The organism is Enterococcus pseudoavium NBRC 100491 (assembly GCF_001544295.1).
Taxonomy (GTDB): domain Bacteria; phylum Bacillota; class Bacilli; order Lactobacillales; family Enterococcaceae; genus Enterococcus_A; species Enterococcus_A pseudoavium.
Window position 1 is genome coordinate 25923 of the sequence record NZ_BCQF01000025.1, and the last position, 12709, is coordinate 38631.

General features: G+C 40.2%; 13 protein-coding genes. All 13 read right to left on the reverse strand.

All coding sequences use genetic code 11. The annotated features are described in order from the left end of the window. Positions 1-192: 192 nt before the first annotated feature. Positions 193-1104 (reverse strand): conjugal transfer protein, encoded by a 912-nt coding sequence (locus EP1_RS10805; RefSeq protein WP_067627249.1) that lies wholly within the window; start codon positions 1102-1104, stop codon positions 193-195. A 19-nt stretch (positions 1105-1123) separates the two neighbouring features. Next, entirely contained in the window at positions 1124-2128 is a 1005-nt protein-coding gene (locus tag EP1_RS10810; protein ID WP_010826081.1) for a bifunctional lytic transglycosylase/C40 family peptidase, read from the reverse strand. After that, a complete protein-coding gene (locus EP1_RS10815) occupies positions 2125-4248 on the reverse strand; it encodes an FUSC family protein (RefSeq protein ID WP_010826082.1) in 2124 nt (707 codons plus the stop codon). The genes EP1_RS10810 and EP1_RS10815 overlap by 4 nt, the downstream gene beginning before the upstream one ends. A gap of 4 nt (positions 4249-4252) precedes the next feature. Further along, positions 4253-6700, reverse strand: a complete 2448-nt coding sequence (gene tcpF, locus EP1_RS10820; protein ID WP_010826083.1) for a conjugal transfer ATPase TcpF — start codon at positions 6698-6700, stop codon at positions 4253-4255. Continuing rightward, positions 6687-7076, reverse strand: a complete 390-nt coding sequence (locus tag EP1_RS10825) for a conjugal transfer protein (protein WP_010826084.1) — start codon at positions 7074-7076, stop codon at positions 6687-6689. Before EP1_RS10825 ends, tcpF begins: the two co-directional genes overlap by 14 nt. Before the next feature lie 60 nt (positions 7077-7136). Continuing rightward, positions 7137-7640 carry an antirestriction protein ArdA gene (locus tag EP1_RS10830; protein WP_010826085.1) on the reverse strand — a complete coding sequence of 168 codons (504 nt, stop codon included), beginning with the start codon at positions 7638-7640 and terminating at the stop codon, positions 7137-7139. 12 nt (positions 7641-7652) lie between these two features. After that, positions 7653-7874: a hypothetical protein gene (locus EP1_RS10835; protein WP_002298822.1), complete on the reverse strand. Its 222-nt coding sequence runs from the start codon at positions 7872-7874 to the stop codon at positions 7653-7655. A gap of 4 nt (positions 7875-7878) precedes the next feature. Beyond that, complete coding sequence (locus EP1_RS13350; protein WP_080113604.1) at positions 7879-8016, reverse strand: DUF3789 domain-containing protein; 138 nt, start codon at positions 8014-8016, stop codon at positions 7879-7881. Next, complete coding sequence (mobT, locus tag EP1_RS10840; RefSeq protein ID WP_010826086.1) at positions 8013-9197, reverse strand: MobT family relaxase; 1185 nt, start codon at positions 9195-9197, stop codon at positions 8013-8015. Before mobT ends, EP1_RS13350 begins: the two co-directional genes overlap by 4 nt. Positions 9198-9455: 258 nt before the next feature. Further along, the gene (locus EP1_RS10845; RefSeq protein ID WP_010826087.1) at positions 9456-9746 is read right to left on the reverse strand and encodes a hypothetical protein; all 291 of its coding nucleotides are present in this window, start codon (positions 9744-9746) and stop codon (positions 9456-9458) included. Further along, positions 9736-10878 carry a DNA (cytosine-5-)-methyltransferase gene (gene dcm, locus EP1_RS10850; protein ID WP_067627251.1) on the reverse strand — a complete coding sequence of 381 codons (1143 nt, stop codon included), beginning with the start codon at positions 10876-10878 and terminating at the stop codon, positions 9736-9738. The genes EP1_RS10845 and dcm overlap by 11 nt, the downstream gene beginning before the upstream one ends. A 53-nt stretch (positions 10879-10931) precedes the next feature. Then, positions 10932-12296, reverse strand: a complete 1365-nt coding sequence (locus EP1_RS10855) for an FtsK/SpoIIIE domain-containing protein (protein ID WP_067627253.1) — start codon at positions 12294-12296, stop codon at positions 10932-10934. Between the two features lie 70 nt (positions 12297-12366). After that, the coding region (locus EP1_RS10860; RefSeq protein WP_083507543.1) for a type II toxin-antitoxin system RelB/DinJ family antitoxin at positions 12367-12709 on the reverse strand (343 nt) is incomplete at its 5' end.

Sequence of the window (12709 nt, forward strand, 5' to 3'; positions counted from 1 at the left end):
TATTATACTCGATGAAAGTCAGCAAACAAAAAGTTTCTACAATATGTTTTCCACAAAAAACTAACTATTCAAACTATATATTACTTTTATAGTTTGATATCCAACAGAAGTATCGTGTAGTTTTCTCACACATAAAAAACAAAACTCTAAATAAAGTATTTACAACGTTCCCCCACTTCTTTGAACAAATTATTATCGGTAGCCAATAATTCTCCAATTTCCAATCCTAATTAACTTCAGCTGATATTGGTAAATGTTTGTTACCTTTTCAACTTCATTTAAATACTTTACTCCAACATTCATTTGAAAATCTTTCTCATTTTTCTGATAAATAGGATTCACTAATTCCAAAAATTTTAAGTTAGAATTGATAGGTCTCATTGCATCATTTTCTACATAATATTCAAGTTCTTTTTCGGATGCTGATGGATAAAGCGTGAAAAAAGTCTCTAAAAACTCCATGATTTCTTCTGTTGTTTTAGCATCAATTTCCGACTCACTTTCTATTTGTTTTGCCTCATATTTTGCCTTATCAGGTTTTGCAATCATGGTAGGCAAACTCGTCACAATATGATTCCCGTCTTCATCTTCAAAGACTGTCACTCGATACGCAGAAGAGATTTGTTGAGACTTTTTCCCTTCTGTAATCTTTTGCTCTACTAAAAAGGAAACGACAAATTCTTCTGAATGTTTTCCTACATCTAGAATTTTTACGGATTGAACTTCTGAACTAGTGGGAATATCCGCTCGAACCATATCTTGAGCTAGGGATAATCCCTCTTCTGTAAGATACTGCCCAAGATTATCCATTCTCTTTTCAATGACTTCTTTGTCATTCTTCCATGAAAAATACTCTTTCGCAAAATCCATCGTAAAATTCTCAACACCAGAAGTATTCACTATTTTTCCTTTCACAACTACTTTCTCATGAGTCGTGTGCTGATCAATCGCTGTGAAATTTTTGTATATCCCAAAAGCGAGACTACAAAACAATAAAAACCAAAGGACAAGCACCATTTTTCGATGCTTGCCCACTGAAACCGTCCGTTCTTTTTTCTTTTTGGGAATCTTCTCTTTTTTACTTCGTTCAATTTTTATCTTCATTTTTCGTTCCTCTTTTCTCTTATTTGTATCTGCCAGCTCCGATAAGATGCTGCTGCCAATAGGTTTCTGTAAGATTCGTCCAGCCCACCGGATCGCCTGCATGGAACATTCGATTCTCCCCTGCATAAATGCCGACATGAGTCACGTAAGTACCAGCATCATAAGTTGAGTGAAAGAAAATCAAATCACCTGGTTTGGCATCTTTTAGGTCAATATGAGCCATGGCATCATACTGATCTTGTGCCACCCGTGGAAGTTTCAGACCAACTTTGGCGTAACACCACTGGGTCAAGCCACTACAATCAAAGCCCGTTTCTGGACTCGCACCACCAAAGACATAAGCAGTACCTTCATACTTAAAGGCTTCATCAAAGATTTTTTGTACTGTCTCGTCATCAAATTTACTGGTGGTAAGATATTGTTTCACCAACAAACAATAAAACATATTCCCATAGTTATAGCGCCACTCACCATTTTCCTTAATCGCGATTGGATTAGGATAATCGACTTTTTGACCGCCAGACTTCTCTCTTGAAAAAGATTCTGCCAAAGAAAAACTATGCTTCTTGCCGTTTTTTGCGACATAATCTATATATCCGCCACCATAATTATAGGCTTGGATAATACTATCTTGATCACAACCTAACTCTTTGGCTCGTTTAACCAAGGAAGTAAAATAGAGACACCCCTGTTTAATGGATGCCTCGGTATCTAAAGAATTAGGTGGTAAGCCAGCTGATTCAGAGCTTTGCATCACATCTTTTGCTGTACCACCCGACTCCACTTGAATAATCGCCAAAAGAATCGGTACATAATCTGAAATGTCCGATTCCTTGGCATACTTTTCTACCAGTGACCGATGCTTTAATACTTCTTCTGAGACACTACTGCCACCGGGAGAGGTAACAGAACTGCTATTTCCTTCACTATCCTCACCAAATAGTAAGCCGACACACATCAAGATGCCCATAAAAAAAATCGTCAGGATTGTCAACGAGATTGTACTCAATTTTTTTATGGTCATTTAGACTCACCCGACCTTGATTTCGAACGATAATCCACCCTTTTTTGTACCTTTCGACTACCCGATTTTGCAAGAATGGATCGCTTTTTCGCCTGTTGGATAGGAGTCACTTTTCTTACTGGTTGATTGTTTTCTTTCGTACTCACTTTTTGATTTGAGAGTCTTCGTTTGATTTCAGGATTCGAATTTATTTTTACAATTCGATTGGCTGGCACATTCTTTGGTATCATACTTTTCTGAGATTTGGTCTCCTCGCTTATCGGAACATTGATTCTACTTTTTCTATGACGGGTTGCTGAATTTCCCAATACTTTCCGCTTTTCAGCCATTTTCGCATCTCTTCGTTGTCGTTGTTTTTCTCGTAACTCCGCTCGCTCTGTCTTTTCTTGGACAAGTCCACGCTTGAATTCTTCAGGCGCTTTTTTCGTCTTTTCGATTTCTTTATGCAGATTGTATTTCAAATTAGTTGGTGTATTCCTTACTTGATCCTTTACTTGTTGTGCTTTGTCTTTTACCATTGATTGGGTATCTAGTACCTTGCCGATTTTTCTTCCGGCCAAATTCATTCTGGTTTGCTTTTGGTTCTTTGAGGTTGAAGAATTCTTTTTTGACTCATTAATAGTCTCTGGATTATCCGATAACGATGGATTCTTTCGTGGAGAAAAACCAGGAGACTTCAATCTGGATTTTGATTGATCTTTTGCTAGTTTTCCGCCAACTGCTGCACCACCACCAAAAGCCAATGTTCGCCCCACATTTCGATTAAGTTGCCGTAACTTTCGATTCATTAACATTTGCGGTTTTCGCATGACGCGCCTTCCCATTGACTGGCTATCATTACTTTGGAGGTTGAACATACTCATAATGTCGCCCAATTTGAAATAGATGCCGGCAAAGGTCACAATTTGGAGAAAAGCTACCATAAAGAACGGATAAGTAGCCGAAATATTGAAAAACATCGTGGAGATACTAAATGCAGTCGTAATCACCAACGTGACGCCGGCTCGCATCATAATCGTATTGAATAAGCGGATAATCGCTTTTTTTCCCAAACTTTCATAAGTCGGCAACATGGACAATAAGAAGCTAATGGGCAGAAACATCGCAAAGATAATAAACAGAATTTGCGAGAATAACATAATCCCTGTCAGTAAAAATACAAAGAAGGAGATACCAATATTGAACAACACCAAAAAAACCACGGTTCCTAATCGGTTCATGGTCTTGGTAATACTTAGATTCGCATTGTCATTGTCTTCAATCTCGGCTTTAACTGCTTCTTCTCGATCCTTCCCCTTATTTTCATCAGGACTTACAGATAAAATCTTATTGACTCGCTCTTCTCCTATTTCTTCTAGATTGGAATCATCGAATTGCAACAGTAGCCATGGTTGTTGGACTTGGATGGAAAACAAACTATCTCGAATCAAATCCACGCTATCCTTTCCTTGGCTTTCCGAATTTGGTACCACAATCTCAGTTCCAAGGCTAAGTGCCGCCTCGCTAACATCTGAGCTAAAGTCATTGATTTTCGTAATATAGGTAGGTGCATAAGCAATAAAGGAACCTGATAATAGAAAGATCATCACAAAATTGATCACAGACCGGACTGCTTTGGTAGTTTCTCGTTTGAGTAGACCTGTATAGGCAACGTAAACTCCTAATACCAAAACCATCAATAACAGAAACCCAAAGTAGAAACCAGAAGTTTGAAGTCCATTTTCGTTTATACCAGCGAGTGTTTGAATATTCTTCCCGATACTTTCCGCCGTATCCGAAATGAAATCTAACTTGTAAGCCTCTTGAACCACATAACCAGTGGCATTCGACAGATAGAGACTAACCGTCCAAATAAAATTGGTAATGGCATAAAGACCATACATTACGCTCTTTCCTAAGCCATCCCCCCAATTCCAAGGTAGCCAATCCCAAGAACTATCAACAAAGAAATCTAATTGGTAGTTGTTTAGAGAATATTGGGAATAAAGATTTCCGGCTTTCACTGTATCATCAACAAGTCCTGTTGCCTCGGCTACCGTACCGACTAAACTCAATAGGACTGTCAGAGTGACGATGCTAATAAAAACAATTCCCACAATCCGAAAAAGTTTCTTTTTCATCCCCTCACTCCATTCTCTTTTGAACCGGCGGGCGGGTATCAAAGGCATGGAAGAGTTCTTCAAAGACCGGGTGAACTTGAACCACACCGACTCGGCCGTACAAGTCTTGCATTAAGCATTGGCCATTTTCCAAATCTCGTAGACGTTTTTGGTTGCTCTCATCTTCTTGATCTAAGCCAAAGAATTCCAAGGTTTTCTTGATTTCATGAATATCGGTACTGCGAAAAGCAAACTTCAATCCGATATTGTTCTTCAAGCGTTCATCTAGTAAATCGTCACTATTTTGAGTCACAAAATAAACCCCGGCATTCATGGCTCGTCCAGCACGAACGAGCTTATTAGAAAGGGTCTTTCCTTGCGCCACTTGAAGAAACGACCAAGCCTCATCTAAGTCCACAATCTTGAAGATTTCTCGGTTACTATGGATAAAATCCAAGGCAAAAGTTGAAATAACAATCAGCATCGAAACACTGAGTAATTCCATGGTGGTGTATTCTTCAAAAGTGGTCTCTGCATCTGGTAAAACTAAATCCGCCACTTGAATGATATTCAACTGTTTATCTAAACTAATCGATTGAGTAATCGAACCATCTGAGAAAAGTAAATGGGCAAAATCATAATCAGTAAAGGATTCAATATGATCCGCGATATTTTCCGCGACTGGTGATTCGTCTTTTCGCAATTCGGTGATTACTTGTAATAACCCCTGTTGGTCGCTTTGGGTAACGGTACGAATGGCCTTGCGTAAAACGGGAAACTTCTCCCCATCACGGCTAGAAATCCCTGTTAAAAAGGTTAGGATATCAATCGCTAGACTTTCCGAGTCCTTCTTTTTCTTCATAATCACATAAGGATCAAGTAAGCCTTGGTTTTCTGGCTTACTGGTTAGGTTAAGGATATTAATTTCATCTGCAATTTCTGGCAAGGTTTCTTTCCAGCCACCACGTTCCCCTTTTGGATCGACAATCACGGCTTGCCCACCGAATAAAACAGCATAATAAACCAAGAGATTGTTGCTAAAGGATTTCCCGCCACCAAGAGATCCAAGAAAAGCGGCCGCCAAAGCATTGGTAACTGAACCCTTCACTCCTTGTGAAGCCAATGCCGGTTTCAAGTAAACATTACGACCGGTGTCCACATTATAGCCAAAGTAAATTCCTTCCAATTCTCCTAACATCTGGGTAGCGCCAAAACCAAGCCCCGCCAAAAAATCAGAAGTAACATACTGAATATAGTCGTTCATGTATCGTTTACTCGAGGGCAGAAACTCTTCATGTAGCCCCATCATATCGCCAAAAGGCCGGACTAGTTTTACATTGGTATCATCATAAAAATCTAAGACCTCATCACAGCGACGCTTTAGTTCATCCACTGACTCCGCACTCACCCGAACCACATAACTCAGTTTGTACATGGATTCTTTTGACTGATCCAAGGTGGTTTCCAATTCATCCACTGAATCCAAGGCATCTAAGACATTGGAGTTGGTTTCGTTATCGGATTGATAGGCATGATTGTCCAAGTCTTTTAGTTCTTTTTTCTTATTACGAACTGTCGCTAAGGCCTTTTTATTCGTCACGATTTCCACATTCATTGAAGTATCAATGGGGAACGTGAATTGTTGTTGCTGGTAATAGAAAAGTTCCGAGGAAGGAAATTCCATCTCTCCTACAATTGTATTGATTGTCAAGTATGCTACATACGATTCATGATTTTCATGTTCCATGTGTAAGTACCGCGGTTTTTCTTCAATCAAACAACGACTGGGACGTAATAAGTCATAACGCTTCACCAAAGTTTCTGATTTCAGCTTTTTCTTTGGTAACTGAAATTCATACTCTTCAAATGGTGTGCCCTTTTCCCCATAGATATGTTCAATCAAATACGTCAGATTACTCGGTGTTACCCGTCTAACTTTAAATCTGCGGGCTAATTTACTTTCCATTAGTTTTTCAAGCTTAGAATAACGGTGAATTTCTTCATTGGACAAGGAAACGAAATCCCCCATCAAATGATGATTCACCCCATAGACAAATTCTTGAAGCCCAGATAAGAAAGACTTTTTGAGACTCTTTAGATTCACTTCTTCATCTGTGGCAATTAATTTGAAGCCAATAAAAAAGCGATAATCAATCTGACTATCGCCAATCATAGATACTAATGCATCTGTCTGTAGGTCAATCCGTTGTTCAGCTATTTCTTTTAATCGACCTGTGATTTCCTTTTTTGAACGTTCTTGCGTGGCTCGAATACTACTTTCTGTGGCAATTTGTAATGCATGGATCTTGCCCTCACGATTCTGGGCAATCAATTGACGAAAGTTATCGTGTACTTGATATTTCTGTTCAGGTGACAAAAAGGAGTAATTATAAGGCACTAGCTCATAATAAGCAAAACACTCCCCTTCTTGGTTAAAGACAAGATTATTTTCAATATATTTAATCGGGTACATAGTTCACACTCCTCACTAATGTGACCGGTTCATCCCATCGTTTCTTCTGCTCTTTGACTTTCTTTCCTGCAAACGTAACCTTAAACCGCAAATAATAACTGATAAAAGATCGTAAAAATCCCAATGGTTTCTTGCCATCAAACGTCTTTTGCGACATAAACCAAGTGACTGCCACCGGTATGCCTAAGTATTTTAAAAAGGCCCCCTCTATCATAGATAGCGGAGGCACATGAGCAAATACGATGACAAACAGCAAGGACAAAACGAACCAAGCCATCTGGTTAAAGGTCACAGGAAAAGGCAGCTGAAAGTCATTGATTGCGTAAATGACTTTTTCAACTGCCCAGATACTAGTATAGCTTTTTATTTTTTTCATCAAATCATTCCTTCAAAATAGAAGGATAGTCTAGAAATCAACTCCCCTTCTATAATTTAGTTAGTATGGATATTCAAATACCCCTCGACTCGTAACCAAATAATTCCCGCCAATCTCCAAGTCTCGGCCACAAGCATCAAAATCAATATACGTCTTCAAATTTTCTGGTACTTCTCCAAAATCACCATTTTCTACAATCAAGAAATACGCTACATCACTCATATTATCGCAGTCCGGATAGTAGACAATATCATCCAGATGCTCTAACATTTCCTCGAAAGAGTTGAAAAACGCATGTTGGATCTCTGAGGCGACTTCGCCAATCGGTGTACCTTCCAATTCTTCTGCTAAGCCACACAACCGATTAATCTCTTCAATTGGCGTATATTCATCAATCTCAAAAGGTAACTCATAATCATGAATCGCATATTCTTCGTATTCGTCATTTAATCCAATCCGTTCTTTGACCTCATCAAAATCGACAGGTGGGGTAAACCACGCCCCCACCAACTCACCTTCATTATATCGACCTAAGTTTGCAATATAAACACGCATCTGTTCCATCGTGAATCCCCCTTACGCACCGACAATTCGGTTAAACAAATTGAGTAAGACATCCTTCACACCAGAAGCGTTAAAGACCAGACCTACCGCAATCAAGGCAATCACCAAAAAGCCGATCAATTTGGAAAACTCCCGCTTAAATCCTAAAAACAAACCAATTACCACAATTGCCAGTAAGACTAAAGATTGAGCATTAGTTAAAAACCATTGATATAAATTTTGTCCGAAATTCATTTCATCACTTTCCTTTCTTCTCCATTGCTCGGTCCGCCGCTGCACTTGCATTCATCAAGCACATCACAGTAACACCTAGCATACTGCCAACAAACACCAATAAAATATCTTTTACAATTCCCATCGCAATTCCTCTTTTCATATAATCAAGTTTTCGATTGCCAAACTTTGTTGCTCCAAAATCTTTTTGTGTCGGTCCGAGAGTCGCGCATTCTGTACCATATCCTGGATATAAGTGGTCTGATTCAACCGATCCAACTCCTTGGCCATCTTCCACGTAGGAGCGACTTGGCGTCCAAGCCAATTCAAGGTTCTTTCGATAGTATAAGGTTTCGGCTCAGAGGTTAATTGGATTTCCTTGCGATTCCGCCCAATAAAGCGCCCCCATCGTTCATTTAAGGGCCAGTTAGTTCGCCGTTTTCCTTCCACTTTATCCGCAAATCGTAAATACCGATTGATAATAGAAAACGTAGTACTTTCAATGCTACGACCTTTTAACAAATCTTGAATCGCATGATAGGCACGATCATTTTTTAACCGAATCTCGAAACGATTTTTCGTTTCAGTTTGGTCTAATGGAATTCCTAACTTGATATATTGTTCATAATCTTTTTCGTACAAACAGAAATAAACCTCACTTTTGAGGCTACCGATATATAAAGTATTGCCCATGCCATCCTTTTCATCAGCCTTTAAAAGTTCCCCAGAACGATAACTTTTAAAGGTACGAAACAAGGAGATACATTCTTCCTTCTGACATTTTTTCGTTAACTCAGGAATATCTAACAAGCCAACTCGATCATTGATTGCCAAATCCAAGCGTTTCATCACGCCACCGGCTTTCAAACAATCCTCGAAAAAGTCATACCAGCTACGCTTTTGAGCGAGTAAAAAAGTTTCAAACTGCCGACAACCACGTCCCTTTAACTCTAAAAGAACTCCCTTGTCTTCTTCATGAGACAACATCACCACAATATCACCCATGACGTATTGTTCCTGATAGGAGTAAAAGGCGTAATCTTCATGGAGCATATAATCAAATTTCAGATGGAGAATCTCTTGGATAATCTTTCGCGCATCCGTTGTGGGAAATCGAATCCTTATATAGTCAAACAGTAACGTCAAAGGCAAATTGGGATTGAAGCTTTCCAATTGATCAAATATTTTCCTCATGGTTTTTGTAGATGCAGTTACGCCACCGTTTTCTATCTGGTTTAAGTACGGGCGACTAAGTCCACAGGCGGTAGCCAATTTATTTTGTGAAACGCCATATTCGTTGCGACGGTCTTTTAGTAACCGATAATCTAAATTCCGTTGTGCCAAGTTCTCACCTCCAAATTCAAGATGTTAACTTTTTTAAATGAGTTAACACCTATACAAGTTGCTTACTATCCTTGCTACAACAACAATTCTTAATAGTCAGTTGCTTATTTTTTGTGTTTTTGTACCCCCCTGTTAGATACGGGGGGTGAAACATCATGGCCGGCTGCCGCCGTCCATGAACAGGCACAGCACCACGGAGGATTTCTGCTTCGCAAATCCCCCGAGGTCAGCGCCTATCAGTAGTGGTTTATCTAGCCGTTACTCCGCGGTAATACCCTCAATTTCCAATTCTGCTTTTATCTCGCACAAGTATTGCTGAATCTCCGGCTCTTTGGTAAGGTCCGCAATCCGTTCCAATTCACTGATGACTTGATTTAGCTCCATTCGAGCATCGATTTCCTCATCCATTACATACGGATCATCAGGGACTTTTACCCCGTTTTTGCGAATATCAAAATTGAGCCGGTAAAGTTCTTCTTCCAATTCCGGATCTGACTGAATCTTGCCAATCACCCAATAAATTTCCCCAATCAACTCATCATAAATCATGCATTTCCACCTCCTTTAATCTTCTCGCAATATCAAAAATGACCGGAACTGTCACAGAGTTTCCGGCCTGTTTGTACAACTGACTATCTGAATTGACTTGAGCTGCTCGATCAAAAGCCCAGTCGGGAAAGCCTTGTAGCCGCCAGCACTCCCTTGGCGTGAGCTTGCGAATCTGGTACTGATCCGTGACGACTGCTTGTTGGTCTCCTGTTAATAAGGTATGCACACTTTGTTTCCCAAGACGACCTCGACGACTAGTGGAATGAGGAAAAGCCAGGTTCACACTATCCCCTGGCTTTACTTCTTGGTATTCAGTTTCATTTTTCCGAATCATAATTTTCGTTCCACCTTGTTTTGTTGACAAAGTAGGGGCCGTTCCAGTTACCTCATAAACCCGATTGCCTTGTTCAAAATTTCCCGATAACATACCGGCTACTGATATACCTTCTTTTGCTGGTAACGCGATTTTGATGCCTTCATCGCCTGTTAAGGTTGGGGCAACTCCATCTGAACCATAGACTTGTCCACCCATCCCACAATTGGAAGGATTGATATTTAACAGGTTTCGGATGTTTTGATCAGATGTTGCAGACGATCCAATGATAGGAAATACTTGTTCGGTACATGCGGCTCGAGAATGTCCGATAAGGAAGACCCGCTCGCGGCTTTGGGGAACGTAGGCCTTTGAGTTAAGCACTTGCCATTCCACATCATACCCCAATCCATCCAGCGTTCGGAGGATCGTCTCGAACGTAGCCCCTCCTTCGTGATTGAGCAATCCCCGGACGTTCTCAAGGAATAAAAGCTTAGGTTGGAGAAGAGCGGCGAACCGAGCGATTTCAAAGAATAAAGTACCTCGAGTATCGGAAAATCCTTGCCGCTTTCCCGCAATTGAAAAAGCTTGGCACGGAAAGCCGCCGCAAAGGATGTCAACTGGTCCGAGTGATCGAACAAACTCGTCTGATACACTTGTGATGTCATGCATTTCCACCTCCTTCCTTGTATCATGAATTGCCTTATAACTCCGCCGGGCAAAATCATCAATCTCACAAAAGCCGATACACTGATGGCCTGCTTGTTCCATGCCTAAGCGAAAGCCACCGATACCGGAAAATAAATCTAAAAATTTCATAAATCACCTCATTCATTGCATAAAAAAGGCCCGGAAGTTTTGAAACTCCTGAGCTACAGATTATTATCTTTTTCTATACCAACATTCAATTCGACAATCCCACTAATTTCCTTTAAGAAATCATAGTCTTTTGGCACTAAAGGCGTGTAAAACTCACTAATCACACTTCCACCTGTATCCACATACCCTCGTCCTTTGATTCGCTTCATAAAGAAGTTTTTATCGACTTCGCCAAACATCATGGAATACCCCAGCTCACTCATCCGTCCTAAAGCAACCCGGAAATTAAACTGATCACGAATTCCATCTCCTAAATATTTCGCATCCGGTCTTTGACAAGCTAAAATCAGAAAGAACCCAGATTGACGGCCTAACATGACGATTTGTTTGAGCTTGTTCAAGATTACCGCACTTTCCTTCGTCGTTAACATTTCCATATATGCGACATATTCGTCAAAGATTAAAAAGTTGGGCGGAAGACCAAGGTAAGCATAATTCTCTCCTGTTTTGTAGTTAGGCATTTCTTTCATCAGCCGACTACGAGCCATCATGCGTTCATAGAAATCCTCCACACAAGCAGAAATTTCTTCCTTTTGAGAATAGACATGGGAAATGACCGTATTTAAATCTGCCAGATCTGCATTCTTCGGATCAAGGACAAATAGTTCCGCCTCAGATTTTAGTAGCGCCTGAATAATCGTGAGTAGGAAATACGTTTTCCCGCCACCAGTGCCGCCAGCAATTAACATATGTGGCAACGAATCGTAGGCCCACACTTGATTCTTCATCAATCGCAAAGCCCCATTTTCTGCCACTGCTTCTTCAATCCCAATTCGATTGGCAATCATATCATAAAGCAAAGTGTATTCCACATAAGAGTCTTTGAGTTCCTTTTCTACTAACTCACAATACAGACCACTTTCTAACTTCTTTTCCAACTTCAAGAGCTGATCTTGATATTTACCAAGTGAAATTTGAACGCGAATAGAAAGTAACCCATCCTTCATTCGGTAATAGATTTTGGGGAAATAGCTGATGGTCTCTTTGGTTCGACTCCTAGTAAGGTCTTTGAAAAATCCTTCACTCTGGGTCTGTTTTACTTCATACCAATGGTTTTCTAGAATCATCCGAGCTAGCTTCTGCCTGTGCCACAAACTCCGCCAGTAATCGTGGAAAAAGTGAATATAAAGCAAGAACATGCTTCCTGAAAGTGCTAGACTTCCCAATAGACGGACTAAATCTTTCATAGACCAAGCAATTTCAATAGTGGAAAGGGATAGACTAGAAAAATCCAACTGCCTAAGCTCTTGAAAATAAAAGATGACCATCCAACCGATGAATAAGGTGATTAGCCAGCCAAGAACAAAGTGATAAACCAAGTGTTGATCGCCTGCTCGTATACGGCGTCCTTTGTACATTCTGATGTTTTCCACCTCCAATCGAGAGAAGGCCCAATGTGATTTATCGGTCCAATTTCGATGATCGTCCCTAATCTTTTGCCACAACAGGAAGTTGCTTGGTTTCTACTAGTTGCTTTAAAAAGTTTTCAATGGCATCCGGCATCTCAACGCCAAGGTCTTCCAAGACGGATTCAGCTTCCCAACATAGGCTTTCATTTACTTCCACAATCATAAAGAATGACTCTTCTTCTCCTAACCAATCCAGTACATCAAAGTCTTCTTCGCTATCGGTATCTATTCCCAGTAAACCTTGATGCATAATCAGGAACAGTTTTTCATCGTATGTCAAAGCTTTCGTGAGTTGTTTTTCGGTCAGCTCTCCTTTGCCATATTGATCGAGACAATCTAAAATATGCTCAACATTTATTTCC